Here is a 16,736-nt window from a genome sequence, read left to right as displayed (position 1 = left end):
TAAGTGAGTAGACTTTTTGGAACTTGCCGAGCACACCACCCATATTGCTTTATAAAGCCGCAGGTAAATGACTTGTTGCAAAACGGCCTGGTCGCCAAAGTGCTAAAAGCCTACTCACTTAGAACCGCAGCCGTCCACGATCGAGCCATTTTGTGTCTAGCGGGCATCTTTCCGTCGATTACTCCCAATTTTGTCCAGTCAACGAATAGTTCAGACCGGAGTAATGCCTCAGCCCTTTGCTCATCTGAGCTTTTATCACGATATTCAGCATCGAGCATCCTGCATACGGCCTTAACGATCGCGCGGAATCTATCCTCATCCGATATCTGTCTGTATGTCAGGAGAAGCACATCGTAGCCCATGGCCTGAAGGGCCGTCATGCGGTCAGCGTCACGCAAGCCATCCCCTGCGCGTCCGTGCGAGGCCTTTCCCTGACATTCAATGGCCACCTGTCGCCTACCGTCCGGTGAAGAAAGAAGTAGGTCGATATATACACGGGACTTTCCCACAATCGCTCGAGCACTTGTGCCTAGCATCACTTCAACATTAAGCTCTATGTCGCAAAAACCTTCGCCTCCCAGGGATCGCGGCAGTGCAAGTAGCAAATACGCCTCGACCTCAAAAGGCGACGCGGCACCCAATGGAACGAATTGCGATACCGCCATAAATCTATTGCCGTAACGCATCCCGCAAACATCTGAACAAAAACGGTCAAGGTCTCTGCCCAAAACCAAAGCGTCTCGACGCCATAAATTTGAAGCGGTGCCGTCCTCGGACGGGCAGCGCACCCAACCCAACGTCGTCGAAATCGCGCCCGAATCAATTGCACGCGTAAGCTCCGCCTCAAGTGCCGCCGGCAGAGCACACACCGCAAACAGGCCGCACATCTCCGCCAACACAAAAAGAAGCTGAAGATCCGTCAGATGCCGCGACATGATGAATGCCGTCAGTAGAGGAGACGTAATCAAAAATCCATGCTCCGTTTCCAGCACGGATTCCCTGGGGGGCTCACCAAGGAACAGCCGCTGCCTAATGCTGGTAGGACAAGTCCGTTTGTTTCTCGTCTGAACCAATGTATACAACGGAAAACCGAGCGCGACCGCAGCCGTCGGGTTGCGGGCGAGATCATATCGCTGCCGGTCTTCTTCCGGTCGTGGAAGCGGCGGACACAGAGCGCGGACCTGAGGGGGCAAACGCCAGTACCTAAAAGCCGATATGTCACAAAGTAGATCTTTCATAGGCACAGGAAAACACGAATTTCAACCCAGTCAGTCACGCATTGGCGCGAACGCGCCAAAAATGGTGCCGAACGGACTGCCAAGTTTTCAACAGCCCTCCCCAACTGGCCAAAAGCTTGCCGAGAGCTGGACGAAGTTCTGTTGAAAACCCCATTTTTTTCTCATGCAGAAACTTTGCGCGACAAGTGAGTAGACTTTTTTGAACATCCCGAGCAGCCCGGTCATCCTGCTGGTGGCGCGCGCAGACGTGGTGTAAGAGCGTCCTGAGGTCCGTCGCTGCAAGTCCCGATATTACTCCTTCTTGAGACCGCGCCTCTCGACTATCTCGTCCACTATCTCCCTGGCGCGCCGCCCGAGCGCGCGGCGCCTCCCCTCTGTCGGGGCCGGCCTGTCCGCGGGCTCGGCGAAGCCCTCGGCGGCCGAGGCCTCGGAGAACACGCGCTGCTGGGACCACTGTCCCTCGGTCTCCATGAGGCTCGCGCACGTCAGGCGCAGCATCGACTCCCTCGAGGGGAAGGACTGCACGACCCTGTAGCGGCGCTTGATCTCGCGGTTGGCGCGCTCCTGGACGTTGTTGGTGCGGAGCTTGGCCCAGTGCGCCCTGGGGAAGGCCGTGAACGCCAGCGCGGAGTCCTCGGCCTGCTCGAAGACCTCGCCGGCCCTGGCGGACACCGACGCCACCCAGGGCGCCGCCTCGGCCCACACGCAGCGCGCGAGGTCGGGGTCGTCCTGGTAGACCGCGGCGTGCACGAGGTCCCTGACGGCCGCCTTGGAGTCCTCGGGCCTGCCCGAGCAGGCGCTCTGGAGGTTGCGCTGCAGGTGCGTCACGCAGCGCTGCCAGGCGCAGCCCTGGAACAGGCGCGAGACGGCGGCCACGAGCCCGGCGTGGCTGTCGGAGACCACGAGGCGAACGCCGGCCAGCCCGCGCTCGCGCAGCCCGCCGAGGAATGCCGCCCAGGAGTCCTCGCTCTCGGTGTCGACCACGTCGCAGCCCAGGAAGTGCTTGCGCCCGTCGGCGCCCAGCCCGATCGCGGTCACGACGCCCTGCGAGACGACCGACGAGCCGACCCTGCAGCTCATGTAGGTGGCGTCGAGCCACAGGTAGCAGCACGGCGTGCCCGACAGGTCGCGGCGGCGGAACTCCGCCACCTCGGCGTCGAGGTCGGAGCAGAGGCTCGAGACCTCCGAGCTCGACAGCGAGGATATGCCCAGCTTGGACGCCACGCGCTCGACCTTGCGGGTGGACACGCCGCATACGTACATCTCCTGCACGATGGCGGCCACCGAGGTGTCGACGCGCGACCATCGCGCGAGCATGCCCTCGGGGTAGTAGGTGCCGTGCCTGAGCTTGGGTATCTCGAGCTCCACGTCGCCCACGGCGGTCTTGAGCGACCTGGGGCGGTAGCCGTTGCGGCTGTTCTCCCTGCCGTCGCTGCGCTCGTTGCGGCTCGCGCCGCACATCTGCTGGGCCTCGGAGTCCATCAGCGCGTTCATCACGCTGCCCAGCACCCTGCACGCGAACTCGCGCGCGTCGCCGCACTCCTGCCAAAGCCTCGCCGCCTCGAGGGCCTCGTCGCGGCCGAGGCGCAGTACACTCTCTTCTTGGGGCATCGCCTTTCCTTCCATTCGTCACCTTCATTACTCCAACGACGAATTCTAGGCGGTGTCCCCTCCCTTTCAAGAAAGGGCGGAGGCGGGGCATGCCCCGCCTCTTACACCACATCTCTGCGCGCTACCATCCTGCTTTTCAAAACCGCAGGTAGATAGCTTGTTACAAAACTGCCTGGTCGCCAAAGTTCCAAAAGCCTACTCACTTAGGTTGCAGAGTGCTCCCATTAGCTGCGATTCCAAGGTATTTAGCGCTTTTGGACTCAAATCGTCATACTGAACAAGAATTTGACTTGAGTTTTCAGGGACAGATGCGCCATCGGCACACCAATAACAGTCACTGATATCGACAAAAGGGATACTCGAGCGCGTGAGGGCCCGCACAAAAGAGCTTCCGCCCGCTCCACGCTCCGCAACCACGATACAGTAAAGGCCCGCGTCTGCATGCTCGATCGAGACCTCTCCTGCCGGAAATACCTTCCGCACAAGCGCCATCAGGCCATCACGCGCCTCGCGAGCACGAACGCGCACGCGGTTCACATGTCGCTCGTAATCACCCGATTCCAGCAAACGCGCCAAAGCGACCTGATCAACAGAGCTCACCGACGAGGCGTAGAAACCAAGGTTGCGCCTAAACCGCTCCATTAACTCATCGGGCAACACCATGTACGCCAAACGCAACGCCGATGAAAGGCTCTTCGAAAACGTGTTGGTGTAGATAACCGACTGGGCGGCATCGATCGACGCGAGCGCGGGAATCGGCTTCCCGGCAAGGCGAAACTCACAATCAAAGTCATCTTCGATGAGATACCGACCTGGTCGCTCGGCGGACCAGCTCAGAAGCGCATAGCGCCGCGCAATGCTCGTCACAAGGCCGGTCGGATACTGATGGGACGGCATCAGATGAAGTACATCGGTCCCGGTTTTCTGCAGAGCGCTCAAGTCCACGCCCTCATCATCCAACGGGATATGTCGAACTTTGCAGCCCATAGCCTGATAGATGCGCGTCAGACGTAAATAGCCCGGGTCCTCAACGGCATACACCTTGTCAGCGCCAAGCAACTGAACCAACATGGTATCGAGCAGCTGGGCGCCCGCGCCGATAACAATGTTATTGGGATCGACATTCATGCCCCTTGTCCCACGCAGGTGGTGAGCAATTGCGCGTCGCAGCCGAGCGGTGCCCTGCGCCGGTGCGGGCGAAAAGATTTCGCGCTCATCTTCGGATGCCAGCGTCGCCCGTAGTGCGCTTTGCCAAAGCCGCGCCGCCTCCAAAGCGGAAGGAGAAAGTGCATCGAATCGCTCGACCTGTCCGTTGACATCATGCGCGCTGGGACCCGCAGAGGCGGCATCTCGGTCGATGCCCTCCGCAGCCGAAGCCAAAACCGGTGCATCCGGAAGCTCGCAAGCGTAGTAGCCACGACGCGGCATTGAGCAAATATAGCCCTCGGCAAGTAACTGGCTATATGCATTCTCGATGGTAATGACACTGATTCCCAGATGACTGGCAAAGGCGCGCTTAGACGGAAGATGCTCCCCCGCCGCAATACGTCCAGCAACAATATCATCTCGAATTTTCTGGTAAACATACTCATAAAGCGATGCTTCGCCGCGTTTTTCCAAATTGTAGTCAAGCATGAGCCTATCACCTGACCTTATTAAGCCATTCAATCTGGTATTAGTCTGACCTTGTTATTATCTTGAAAACTGAGTATTTCGCCATACCCAGCTCCCCGATAGGATGTTCCGTCAAGCAATGCACATGCCAACCAAGGGAGCAACCATGGCAGAACAGACCAGCAAGGCCGATCGCGTCAAACTCAATCGCGAGCTCGCGCAGATGCTCAAGGGCGGCGTCATCATGGACGTCACCACACCCGAGCAGGCGCGCATCGCCGAGGAGGCAGGCGCCTGCGCCGTCATGGCACTCGAGCGCATTCCGGCCGATATCCGTGCCGCGGGCGGCGTCTCGCGCATGAGCGACCCCAAGATGATCAAGGGCATCCAGGAGGCCGTCTCCATCCCTGTTATGGCCAAGTGCCGCATCGGGCACATTGTCGAGGCGCAGGTCCTGCAGGCCATCGAGATCGATTACATCGACGAATCCGAGGTTCTCTCCCCCGCCGACGATGTCTACCACATCGACAAGACCCAGTTTGACGTCCCGTTTGTCTGCGGTGCCCGCGACCTGGGCGAGGCGCTGCGCCGTGTTGCCGAGGGCGCCACGATGATCCGCACCAAGGGCGAGCCGGGCACGGGCGACGTGGTCCAGGCCGTGCGCCACATGCGCAAGATCCAAAAGCAGATCCGCGACGTTGTTGCCCTGCGCGATGATGAGCTCTTTGAGGCAGCCAAGCAGCTGCAGGTTCCGGTCGAGCTGGTGCGCGAGGTCCATGCCACGGGCAAGCTTCCCGTCGTGAACTTTGCCGCCGGCGGCGTAGCGACCCCCGCCGACGCCGCGCTGATGATGCAGCTGGGCGCCGAAGGCGTCTTTGTGGGCTCGGGCATCTTTAAGAGCGGCGACCCGGCCAAGCGCGCCGCCGCCATCGTCAAGGCCGTGGCCAACTTCACCGACGCCAAGCTCATCGCTGAGCTTTCGGAGGACCTGGGCGAGGCCATGGTGGGCATCAACGCCGACGAAATTGAGATCATCATGGAGGAGCGCGGGCGCTAGTCCAGCAGAAAGGATCGCACATGAGCGATTACGCAGACCAGACGGTCGCCGTGCTGGCGGTCCAAGGTGCTTTTGCCGAGCACGAAGCGAGGCTGTCCGAGCTGGGCGCACACTGTATTGAGCTGAGGCAGGCGGCTGATTTGAAGCAGGACTTTGACCGTCTGGTACTTCCCGGCGGCGAGTCTACCGTTCAAGGGAAGCTGCTTGATGAGTTGGGCATGCTCGAGGAGCTTCGTGCCCGTATCGCTGAAGGCATGCCCGTCCTGGGCACCTGCGCCGGCCTGATTCTACTGGCTCACGACCTTGCAGCCCACGACGATAAGGGGACGCCGCGCCTGGCAACCATGGATGTACTTGTCGAGCGCAATGCCTACGGCAGGCAGCTCGGCAGCTTTCGAACCAAGGGGCAGGTAGCCGGCATCGACGGTGAAGTGCCGCTGACGTTTATCCGCGCGCCCCGCATCGTCGAGGTCCACGGCGACGCCAAGGCCTTAGCGAAAGTCGACGAGCGCATCGTCGCCGCCCGCCAGGGCAACCAGCTCGGCGTAACCTTCCACCCCGAACTCGACGAAGACACCCGCCTCCACGAACTGTTCCTACAAATGTAGGCAGAAAACAAACGAGCGTGGATTTTCGGACGCATAGCAAATGAGAGTGGATAATCTCCCACTTTGAGCTTGAATGCAGGCTCAAACCGGGAGATTATCCACTCTCATGCTATGCAGTCATTTAAGAACGTCCCCAATGACTACTTCGACAACACCGATGTTTTGGTACCGACAGCGAAAGCCCGCCAGGGCGAGCAAGGTGCCTTGAAGCGAGGCGGCATTGACCTTCTGGTCATGCCGCCGAAGTTGAAAGGCAGATTGCCGCTCTGGCGGGTTTGCAGCGTCAAGCGGTTACGGCGTTTGGTAAAACGCCGTAACTAATTAAAAGCGATTGCCGCGGAAGCCGCCACCGTTGCGGCCGCCACGATCGCCACCGCGGCCGCCGCGGTCGTTACCACGGTTGCCGCCGAAGCCGCCACGGTTGCCACCGCGATCGCCATAGCCACCACGGTTGCCGCCAAAGCCGCCGCGACCGCCACGGTCGCCGCCACGGTCACCAAAGCCGCCACGGCCACCGCGATCGCCACCGCGACCGCCACGGTCGCCGCCACGGCCACCGCGATCACCAAAGCCGCCGCGACCGCCACGGTCGCCGCCACGGCCACCGCGATCGTCACGGCCGCCGCGAGGACCGCGGTCCTCGTCCAGGCCCATGGCGACGAGCGGAGCGATAACCTTATCGAGAGCGGCCATCAGCTCGGTGGCCTCCTCGTAAGAAAGCTCGGGCAGGAGCTTCTCCTTCTTGTTGGCAAGCTCGACCAGGCCCTCAGCGGCATCCTCGGCAGCGAAGACAACGATCTTGCGCATATCGCCCTCGGCGTCGTCGATGCGGCCGACCAGATCGGCAGCCTCGGCCTCGGCCATCAGGCCATCGAGCTCACGAAGGCGCATGCCCAGTAGGTCGGACATTTCCTTCTGCTCCATCTTGGGCTTGAGGTCAAGAAGCTTGATGGCGCGCTCGATGTTCGCCATGCGCTCGGCCTTGGCCTCCTCCTCCTTGGAAATAGCAAAGCGACGGCTACGCAGCAGGCGGGCGGCCTTCTGCATCTTGTCCATCAGCTCTTCGTCATCGTAATCAACGGCGGCCTCGGCAACCTCGGCCTCCTCCTCGGCGGAAACCTCGTCAGCAGCCTCAACCTCGGCAGCTTCGGTCTCCACGGTCTCGACTGCCTCAACCTCGGCAGCCATGATCTCGTTCTCGGTCTCGTTCATGATCTCTTCGTTCTCAGACATGAGACTCCTTCTTGGCCCTCTCGGGCATCATCGCCCCATTCGCGGGGCCCGTCGCGCACTCTTTGCGCTTTAAACATTCATGCCTCTCGGCAAAACGTCCATTAGTTTATGGTGTCGCCATTCAATCTAGCTGCAGAATCTATGTGCACACATTAATGCGACATGTGCGACTCGCGACGAGCGTACACAACCGATACCACAAATCCGACCACGGCAATTACAGCCGCCACACGCACGGCTGCCGCAAATCCAATCGCCTGGGCAACGTCGGTCGCAACGCCAGCGGCGCCGGCAGTCGCCGCAGAACTCGAGAGCAGGCCGATAAACAGCGACGGGCCAAACGATGCGGCAATCATGTTCCACGTGTTGAGCAATGCTGTTCCGTGAGGATGCTCAGCGACAGGCAGCGTCTCCAAGCCGGCCGTTTGCGAGGGGCTCAGCACCAAACCGACTCCGGCATACACAACAACGGTCAGCGCCACGACGACGCCGATGTTCATGCTTGCGGCCGTCATCGAGATGGCAGTCTGCCCCACGGCGATCAGGGCAAAGCCGACCGGCAGCAGCGGCCATGCACCACGGGCGTCCATCACGCGTCCGCCCACAATCGAGGTCACGGCATTGCAGGCAATCGCCGGCAAAATGAGCAAGCCCGCAACAAGGGCGGTCATGCCGTATGCGCCCTCAAAATAGAGCGGCAACAAAACGCTCATCGAGAACGTCGTCATCATCGACACCACCACAAGCAGACACGCAGGCCAAAAACGAACGCCCGCCATGGGACGCACGTTAAGCACCGGATGCTCGAGCTTGAGCTGGTGGGCCGCAAACAGGCCGAGCAGCACAATGGCGGCGAAGAGCGTCGCGATGCCGGCAATCAGATTGGTCGAGAACTCGCCTACGGAATACACAAATGCCGTAATACCGGCGGCGAGCAAAACAACCGACAGAATATCAAGCGTGGCGTTCGAACGCTCTCCGACATTCTGAACGAGCTTTACGCCCGCCGCAGCGACCACAATGCCGCCCACCAGCGGCACTACGAACACCGCCCTCCAGCCAAACAACGTGCACATGAGACCGCTGATCACGGGTCCAAACGCCGGCCCCAGCGTAATGCAGGCACCGCCCAGGCTCAGATACAGACCGAGCTTCTCGCGCGGAGCGCAAGACAGCACTACGTTCATCATGAGCGGGAACAAGATACCCGATCCCGCAGCCTGCAAAATACGGCTTGGCAGTAAAACGCTAAACGACGGAGCGACCAGGCACAGGACTTCGCCGGCGACCATGCATCCGCATGCGAAAAACAGCAGATTGCGTGTCGAGAAACGACCGGACAGGAAGGCCATGATGGCCGTAAAGATCGACGTCACGATCATGTAGCCCGAAACAAGCCACTGCGCCGTGGTGGCACTCACCGAAAAGGCCGCCATAATGTCGTGCAACGCCACGTTAATGATGTTCTCGTTAAACGCGGCGACAAAGGCTGCAGCATACATTACGACGAGAATCGCCGAGGCTGTCGACGGTGATTGAGTTTGCTTTTGGGATTTGGTCCCCATGAAATTCCTTCCTCTTAGAACGACAATCGCATCGCCCCAGAGGAACGGTCCAGGGCGAAAATGAGCCCTAGACTTACGCCAGACGCCGTACACGACGAATCTGACAACATGGTCCAACGTCGAAAGATTGTAACGCGGACGCGCAGCTTTCCTTCCGCGCTATTATTAAAAGTCCACGAAAGCATGAGACATGAGGAGCCCGCCATGATTAAGCCCATCATGAAATCCGAGTTCTTTTTACGCCTGCCTTCCGAAGACGCGGGACCCGACGACGCCGTGATCGGGCAAGACCTCCTGGATACGCTCCACGAGCATGAGCACGAGTGCGTGGGCCTCGCCGCCAACATGATCGGCGTGCGCAAACGCATCATCTGCGTAAAGGACGGCAACAGGGCGCTCCTGATGTACAACCCGCAAATTCTTGAGCAGGTCAATGCCTATCAAACGAGCGAAGGATGCCTCTCGCTGATCGGCGAGCGTCCCTGTACCCGCTATCGCCGCATTAAGGTTGAGTATTTGGACGAGAACTTCATCCACCGCATCAAAAACTTCTCGGGCTACACCGCCGAAATCATCCAGCACGAAATCGACCACTGCAACGGGATAGTGATTTAGTTCCGCCGATCCAAGAAAGCTCCCTGCAGCAAAACAACTGCAGGGAGCTTTTCATAGTGCGGAGCTTCTATCCCACTAGCTCTGACGGTAATGGTCAAAGAAGTCGGCGAGGTCTTCGAGGGACTCTTTGAGCACTTCCATGCGCGGCAAGTACACGATGCGGAAGTGGTCGGGCTCGGCCCAGTTAAAGCCGCCGCCGCGCGTGATCAGGATCTTCTTCTCGTGTAGCAGGTCGAGGGCGAACTGCTCGTCATCGGTGATGTTGAACTTCTTAACATCCATCTTGGGGAAGATGTAGAACGCCGCGCGCGGCTTAACCACCGAGATGCCGTCAATCTTGTTGAGCGCCTCATACACAAAGTTGCGCTGCTCGTAGACACGGCCGCCGGGACGGATGTAGTCGTTAACCGACTGATGGCCGCCGAGCGCCGTCTGGACGATCGACTGAGCCGGCACGTTGGAGCACAGGCGCATGTTAGAGAGCATGTTGATGCCCATGATGAAGTCGCTCATGCAGCGCTGGTTGCCCGAAAGCACCATCCAGCCAATACGATAGCCCGCGATCATGTGCGACTTGGAAAGGCCGCTAAAGGTGACACAGGGCAGATCGGGAGCGAGCGAGGCAATCGAGACGTGCTCGTAGCCGTCCATGCACAGGCGGTCGTAGATCTCATCGGCAAAGATCATGAGCTGGTGCTTGCGCGCAACCTCGACGATGCCCTCGAGCACCTCGCGCGGATAGACCGAGCCCGTGGGGTTGTTGGGGTTGATGATGACGAGGGCCTTGGTCGCGCTCGTGATCTTGGACTCCATATCCTCCAGGTCGGGATACCAATCCGCCTGCTCATCGCACAGATAGTGCACGGGATGGCCGCCGGCAAGGGTTGCGCACGCCGTCCAGAGCGGATAGTCGGGGCTGGGGATCAGAATCTCGTCGCCATTGTCGAGCAGCGCGTTCATCGAAAGCTGAATGAGCTCGGACACGCCGTTGCCCGTGTAGATATGCTCCATCTGAACATTGGGCAGGCCTTTGATCTGGGAGTACTGCATGATCGCCTTGCGCGCAGAGAACAGGCCGCGCGAGTTGGAATAGCCTTCGCAGTCGGGCAGCTGCTGACGCATATCCTTGATGACCTCGTCGGGCGTGCGGAAACCGAAGGGCGCCGGGTTGCCGATATTGAGCTTGAGGATGCGCTCGCCCTCGTCCTCCATACGGGCAGCCTCGTCGACGACGGGACCGCGCACATCATACAGGACGTTATCAAGCTTGGTGGATTTAGAAAAAGTACGCATGGTGGTGCTCCTTGGAATTTGAGCTGAGGGACTAGGTTCGGATTTGGCAACTTTACGGGACGGAGGGGTCTCACCTTGGTCGGCGTCACCGGCAAGCAGCCAGGTAACATCGACCTCCAAAATGCGGGCGAGCAGCTCGGCCACATCGCGCCGCGGGATCGTCTTGCCGCTCACATATTGGCTCATCTGACTCTTGCCGAGTTTTTTGCCGAGCATCTCCGATGCGCGGATCACGTCCGACTGGCGAACGTCGCGATCGGACATAGTCTGTCGCAGGCGATCGCTAAACGTCTCTTGGGCCACTAGAACCTCCTTGCTGGCAAAGTTCAATTTATAGAACACGAATTGAACCTGAGTTCAATTTAGGCAGCAGTATAGCGCGGCGCATTATCCGGAAGTTCAATTTCACAAGAAAATGTACCGAACCCCGAGAATTGTCCCAAAGCGGACAATGACGTGTACACGTTTAGAGGTATTCAAGGAATCGAGCGGCCGCGAGCGAAACATCGGCCGTTCGATATATGGCGTTGATCTGGCGATGGGGATGCCCCTCGAGTGGGCGCACGGCAACATCGAACTGACAGCGGCGCAAGATGAGCGCGGGTAGAATGCTCACGCCCAGGCCGTCCTCGACCATAGCCATAATCGCATAGTCATCCCAAGTCGACAGTTTTGAGCGCACTGTCAGTCCCGTCCGACGAAACAGCGGCGTAATCTCGTCATCGGTGCCGCGTTCTAGCAGAATAAACTGCTCGTTTGCCAAATCGGCAAGGGGAACGACCTCCGCCGCGGCAAGCGAGGAGTCCGCCGGCACTACCGCCATCAACTCGTCGCGCACCAAAGACCGCGATGCCATGCCGTTTTCTCGGGGTTCACGCGGGATAAAGCCCAGATCGCAGCGGCCCTCTGCCACCCATTGTTCAATCTCTGAGTAATCGCCCATCAGCAACTCGTAATCGACGTCCGGGTGATCGGCGCGAAAGCGCGCAATCACCGGCGGCAGCACGTGGGTCGCCACGCTCGAAAACGTACCGATGCAGATTTTGCCGCGCATGAGCCCGCGCATCTCATCCACCCGTCGCTGCAAGCGAGTGAATTCCTCACAGAGCGCTTCGACAGCCGGCATGACCTGCCGCCCATCGGCAGAAAGAGCCACGCCCTCGCGACTGCGGTCGAGCACCTTAAAGCCCCAATCGGCCTCAAGATCGGCCACCATACGGCTCACGCCCGACTGCGAATAGCTCAGGCGCTCGGCAGCACGCGTAAAGCTTCCGGCGCGCACGGTCTCGAGCAGCACCTGCATCTTTTGAACATTCGTTTCCACGGCACCCCTCCACCTATGCATGAGCTTTTGTCATGTTATCTATGCATTATATTCGCTTTTCTTCTAAAGCCAGTTCACCCATAGTGAACATGCTCGGATATAGAGGGGATGGAAGCGCATGAACAACGGGCTGTTTACGTACTTAGCAGCATTGCTATTGTTTGGCTCCAACGGCATCATCGCCTCTGCCATCGCGTTGCCGAGCTCCGATATCGTGCTACTGCGCACGTTTTTGGGCGCCCTCTCGCTTGTCACTATCCTTGCCATCACCCAACGCCATAAGTTGCAGGCGCCATCTCGCCTCCGCGAAGCCGCAGCCCTCCTCCTTTCGGGAGCCGCGCTGGGCGCCAGCTGGATTTTTCTGTTCCGCGCCTACCAGACGATCGGCGTCGACGTATCCTCGCTGCTGTACTACTGCGGCCCCATCATTGTCATGGCGCTCTCCCCGCTCATCTTTGGCGAAAAGCTGACCGGCGGCAAAATCGCCGGCTTTGTCGCCGTTGCTTGTGGTGCTTTTCTCATTGCAGCGCAAGGTCTAGGCGGCAATATGCCCATTGCGGGTATCGTCTGCGGTATCGCCTCGGCATTTTGCTATGCGCTGATGGTCATCGCTAGCAAGGGTGCGCCACACATCGAAGGCCTCGAGAACTCCACGCTCCAGGTGAGCGCCGCCTTTGTGACCGCGCTGGTCCTCACGCTCATCACGCAGGGCGCTCCCTCATTCCTGTCCGCCGGCGTCGCCACCAGTATTGATTGGCGCGCCGTCGTCATGCTCGGCGTCGTCAACACCGGCATCGGTTGCCTGCTCTACTTTAGTGCCGTCGCCAAGCTGCCCGTCCAGACCGTCGCGGTCGTCGGCTACCTCGAGCCGCTTTCGGCCGTCGTGTTCTCGGCCGTCCTTTTGGGCGAAGCCATAACACCGGTCCGCCTGACGGGCGCCGCGCTTATCATCGGCGGCGCGATTTTTTGCGAACTCGCCGGCAAACGCGCAAACGCCAAGGCTGGCATCGCCCAGACAGTACGTGCTTAAAAGCCCCTGCTTTGAAATACTACCTGCGTAGATAAATAATCCCCAGCTGAGGATTATTGTCTAAAATAACCCGATGTGCCAAACTGCTCTTGTATGTATAAAGACGGCATAAAGTTTTTTGTCCTAGACAGATAACCGGATGTCTAAGGGAGTCCTCGTGGCACACAATAAAATGGAGGCAAACCTCCAAGACCAGCACGGGCAAGGCGGGCACGGAGCCATCCCCCTCTCCGCTGGCATGCTGCTCGTAACGCTCGGCGTCGTCTATGGTGACATCGGCACGAGCCCCATGTACACCATGAAATCAATCGTCGCCAACAACGGCGGCATCGGTACCGTCAGCGAGGACATGATCCTGGGCGCGCTTTCGCTCGTCATCTGGACCATGACGCTCGTGACCACGGTCAAGTACGTAGTAATCGCCATGAAGGCCGACAACCACAACGAAGGCGGCATCTTCGCCCTGTTCAGCCTCGTACGCAAGGTGGCACCATGGCTGATTCTGCCCGCCATGATCGGCGGTGCGGCACTGCTTGCCGACGGCATCCTCACCCCCGCCGTCACGGTCACCACAGCCATCGAGGGTCTGCGCACCATCGAATGGGGCCATGCGCTGCTGGGCGACGGCCAGACCAACGTCATCATCATCACAATCATCATTATCTGCGGCCTATTTGCCATGCAGCGCGCCGGCACCTCGTCAATCGGCAAGCTCTTCGGCCCGCTCATGACGCTGTGGTTCCTGTTCCTGGCAGGCGCCGGTCTGTTCAACATGCTCGGCAACCTGTCCATCTTGCGCGCGCTCAACCCCATCCGCGGCATTATGTTCCTGTTCTCGCCCATCAACCATTCGGGCATTATGGTGCTCGGCTTTGTCTTCCTGTCGACAACCGGTGCCGAGGCACTCTACTCGGACATGGGCCACGTGGGCAAGGCAAACATCTATGCATCCTGGCCATTTGTTAAGGCGGCCCTTATCCTCAACTATCTGGGTCAGGGAGCTTGGCTACTCGCCAATAACTCCAACCCCCAGATGCTCGCGATGGATATCGTCAACCCGTTCTATATGATGCTCCCCGAGCCCCTGCGCCCCTTTGCCATCGTGCTTTCGGCCGTGGCGGCCATCATTGCCTCGCAGGCGCTCATCACCGGCTCGTTCTCGCTGGTATCCGAGGCAACGCGTCTCAACCTTATGCCGCATCTGCGCATCCACTACCCCAGCGACACCAAGGGCCAGCTCTATATTCCGCTCGTCAATAACATCATGTGGGTCGGCTGCATCTTCATCGTGCTGCTGTTCCAAAACTCCGAGCGCATGGAGAGCGCCTACGGCCTCGCCATTACCGTGACCATGCTCATGACCACGACGCTTTTGACGAGCTACATCGCCGGCATCCTCAAGCACAGGCTGGGTGCCTGCGTCTTCGCCCTGCTCTTTGGTGCCATTGAGCTGTGCTTCTTCGCCTCGTGCCTCACCATGTTCTTTGACGGCGGCTACGTCATGATCTTCCTGGCCGCACTGCTGTTTGGCCTTATGTACGTGTGGCGCCGCGGCACCGCCATCGAGCGCACGCAGACGATTCTGTTGCCCGTCTCCAAGTACATCGATCAGCTCAACCGCCTGCGCAACGACGAGACCTATCCCGTGCTCGCCGACAATCTGGTATTTCTCACCAACAGCCCCGACCCGCTCACGCTCGACCGCGACGTGCTCTATTCCATCCTGGATAAGCATCCCAAGCGCGCCAAGGCATATTGGTTCATTAACGTGCACGTTACCGACGAACCCTATACGCACGAGTATTCCGTCGAGACCTTTGGCACGGACTTCCTCTTCCGCGTTCGCCTGGACCTGGGCTTTAAAGTCAACCAGCGCGTCAACGCTTATCTGCGTCAGATCGTCGGCGACTTGATGGCATCGGGCGAGCTGCCGCCGCAACATCACATCTACTCCATCTACGAGACACGCGGCAACGTGGGTGACTTCCGCTTTTGTATGCTGCGCAAGATGCTTGCCCCCGAAACGGACATCAACCGCAATGACCACCGCGTGATGGCCATCAAGTACGCCGTCCGCCGCGCCTGCGGAAGCCCGGCACGCTGGTACGGTCTTGAGAACTCGGCCATCATCATCGAGTACGTGCCGCTGTTTGCCCGCATGCGCCCGGCCGTTAAGCTCGTGCGCACCCAGGTGCCGCTCGAGGTTCAGATCGAAGAGGCCGAGGAAATGGAAGTCGACATCTTCTCGGACGACTTGGTCAACGGCAACGAGGCCGGTAGGGACATGAACGTCGATCCCACCGAGCTGCTCGAGAGCGTCGCCGATACGCCCGAACAGCAACTGCTCGACGGCCTCGAAAGTGAACAACTCAACGACGCCAACTTCTAGCGACGTCACAAATCAACGAAAGCGGCCCTGCACCTCACGGGAGATGCAGGGCCGTTTTGCATTGCGGTAAAGCTATCGGCTACGAACGGCGCGGCTCGGGAACCACGAGCCTATCGGGGCTCGCGCCCTCGGCATCCATCAGGCTCACGTAGCGAATCGACGGATCCCCATACATCGCGTAGTAATAATTGCCCGTGCGCGCGCTAAAGCATCCGGTGTAGATAGTCTTCTCGAACTTGCCATCGCCCATCCTGGACGCTCCCTCGATCATCACCACGCCCTCGAGCGAGCGGAACATGCGAACGACGTTTTCGGTCTCGCTCTCCTTTTGCGGGTAATTGGCATTGAGGTACGCCGCCTTTACAAAACGGCTCGGCGAATAGCAATCGCCCGGAATGCCGCGCATGCCGGCACCGGCTCCATAGGGCTTGAGCTCGGCGCCACGCCATGTCGCCGTCTGCGGAAAATCGCTTGTGGCGGTGATATAGGTGCGCAGGTTTTCCATGTGCCACGGGAAGGTCGGCTGGTTGGCAAGGGTGTCGACCGGATCGTCGTATACATGCAGGCCGTCAGCCATCATCTCGACCACGATGCTGCGCTGGCTGTCGCCGATAATCCAATGGAGCAGCGACACGCCCAGCCCCTCTCCGGCAGATTTGGCGACAATCACCGTGTCGCGCAGCGCGGCCTCGACCTCATCGACCGTCGAGAACGTCGCTGCCACCCACAGGGGGAACTCATAGGCCGCGATATTGGTCTTGCCGTCGACAGGGTCCTCGGCATACTCGGCATAACCCGGGAAATTGAGACCCGCCACGGCGAGGCCCGCATCGTTGCCGCAATCGAAGAACATAGGGTAGTTCCTGTAATCGATGCACATACCAATCACCGCGTGCGCCGCTGTCGCGTCGTCGATAAACGAATACGGAATGTGAAACCCGCGCGGCATCACGCGAACCTGTTGGCCGTAGTCAAAGCTCCAGTCGAGATTGCGGCCCAGATACATGTGGCCAGAATTATCGGTAAATCGAATACTCGTACACATAGCGCCTCCTAGCTTTACGTTCTTGCTAATTTCATTGTCTCCAAACAAAAAGGCGCTAAACACAAAAGCCCGGACATGACAACAATGTCACGCCCGGACTATTCAAGCAGGATA

Annotated in this window: 13 protein-coding genes; 5 read left to right on the top strand and 8 right to left on the bottom strand. The window is 59.3% G+C overall.

Features of this window, described 5'->3' with window-relative positions:
* Window positions 1–110 precede the first annotated feature (110 nt).
* The 3 genes from LCQ44_RS05800 to pdxR all read right to left on the bottom strand — a co-directional run bounded on the left by LCQ44_RS05800 (window position 111) and on the right by pdxR (window position 4,484).
* The gene (locus LCQ44_RS05800) at window positions 111–992 is read right to left on the bottom strand and encodes a hypothetical protein (RefSeq protein WP_225093318.1); all 882 of its coding nucleotides are present in this window, start codon (window positions 990–992) and stop codon (window positions 111–113) included.
* A 537-nt stretch (window positions 993–1,529) separates the two neighbouring features.
* Window positions 1,530–2,864, bottom strand: a complete 1,335-nt coding sequence (locus tag LCQ44_RS05795) for an IS256 family transposase (RefSeq protein WP_089573697.1) — start codon at window positions 2,862–2,864, stop codon at window positions 1,530–1,532.
* A 180-nt stretch (window positions 2,865–3,044) separates the two neighbouring features.
* Complete coding sequence (gene pdxR / locus LCQ44_RS05790; protein ID WP_225093317.1) at window positions 3,045–4,484, bottom strand: MocR-like pyridoxine biosynthesis transcription factor PdxR; 1,440 nt, start codon at window positions 4,482–4,484, stop codon at window positions 3,045–3,047.
* Window positions 4,485–4,629: 145 nt separating this feature from the next.
* Here pdxR and pdxS point away from each other — a divergent pair, with 145 nt between their 5' ends.
* The gene (gene pdxS, locus LCQ44_RS05785) at window positions 4,630–5,520 is read left to right on the top strand and encodes a pyridoxal 5'-phosphate synthase lyase subunit PdxS (protein WP_022094325.1); all 891 of its coding nucleotides are present in this window, start codon (window positions 4,630–4,632) and stop codon (window positions 5,518–5,520) included.
* 20 nt (window positions 5,521–5,540) lie between these two features.
* Window positions 5,541–6,128 carry a pyridoxal 5'-phosphate synthase glutaminase subunit PdxT gene (gene pdxT / locus LCQ44_RS05780; protein ID WP_225093316.1) on the top strand — a complete coding sequence of 196 codons (588 nt, stop codon included), beginning with the start codon at window positions 5,541–5,543 and terminating at the stop codon, window positions 6,126–6,128.
* A gap of 321 nt (window positions 6,129–6,449) precedes the next feature.
* Here pdxT and LCQ44_RS05775 read toward each other — a convergent pair whose 3' ends face one another.
* Both LCQ44_RS05775 and LCQ44_RS05770 read right to left on the bottom strand, forming a co-directional pair.
* Entirely contained in the window at window positions 6,450–7,361 is a 912-nt protein-coding gene (locus tag LCQ44_RS05775) for a hypothetical protein (RefSeq protein ID WP_225093315.1), read from the bottom strand.
* Window positions 7,362–7,513: 152 nt separating this feature from the next.
* A complete protein-coding gene (locus LCQ44_RS05770; RefSeq protein ID WP_225093314.1) occupies window positions 7,514–8,926 on the bottom strand; it encodes an MFS transporter in 1,413 nt (470 codons plus the stop codon).
* 204 nt (window positions 8,927–9,130) lie between these two features.
* Here LCQ44_RS05770 and LCQ44_RS05765 point away from each other — a divergent pair, with 204 nt between their 5' ends.
* Entirely contained in the window at window positions 9,131–9,541 is a 411-nt protein-coding gene (locus tag LCQ44_RS05765) for a peptide deformylase (RefSeq protein ID WP_225093313.1), read from the top strand.
* A 75-nt stretch (window positions 9,542–9,616) separates the two neighbouring features.
* Here the strand turns inward: LCQ44_RS05765 and LCQ44_RS05760 are convergent, their stop codons facing one another.
* On the bottom strand, window positions 9,617–11,098 hold the full coding sequence (locus tag LCQ44_RS05760; RefSeq protein WP_276530462.1) for an aminotransferase class I/II-fold pyridoxal phosphate-dependent enzyme: 1,482 nt from the start codon (window positions 11,096–11,098) through the stop codon (window positions 9,617–9,619).
* Window positions 11,099–11,300: 202 nt separating this feature from the next.
* Window positions 11,301–12,158: a LysR family transcriptional regulator gene (locus LCQ44_RS05755; protein WP_225093312.1), complete on the bottom strand. Its 858-nt coding sequence runs from the start codon at window positions 12,156–12,158 to the stop codon at window positions 11,301–11,303.
* A gap of 118 nt (window positions 12,159–12,276) precedes the next feature.
* Between LCQ44_RS05755 and LCQ44_RS05750 the strand changes: the two genes are divergently transcribed.
* Together LCQ44_RS05750 and LCQ44_RS05745 are read left to right on the top strand one after the other, a co-directional pair.
* Window positions 12,277–13,188, top strand: coding sequence for a DMT family transporter (locus LCQ44_RS05750; protein WP_225093311.1), 912 nt, complete (start codon window positions 12,277–12,279; stop codon window positions 13,186–13,188).
* A 172-nt stretch (window positions 13,189–13,360) separates the two neighbouring features.
* The gene (locus tag LCQ44_RS05745; protein ID WP_225094241.1) at window positions 13,361–15,577 is read left to right on the top strand and encodes a KUP/HAK/KT family potassium transporter; all 2,217 of its coding nucleotides are present in this window, start codon (window positions 13,361–13,363) and stop codon (window positions 15,575–15,577) included.
* A 79-nt stretch (window positions 15,578–15,656) separates the two neighbouring features.
* Here the strand turns inward: LCQ44_RS05745 and bsh are convergent, their stop codons facing one another.
* A complete protein-coding gene (bsh, locus tag LCQ44_RS05740; protein WP_035137018.1) occupies window positions 15,657–16,622 on the bottom strand; it encodes a choloylglycine hydrolase in 966 nt (321 codons plus the stop codon).
* Window positions 16,623–16,736 lie beyond the last annotated feature (114 nt).

The sequence above is a fragment of the Collinsella aerofaciens genome, assembly GCF_020181355.1.
Taxonomy (GTDB): Bacteria; Actinomycetota; Coriobacteriia; order Coriobacteriales; family Coriobacteriaceae; genus Collinsella.
Note: the sequence above shows the minus strand (reverse complement) of the source record. Positions and strands in the feature narration are given on the sequence as shown.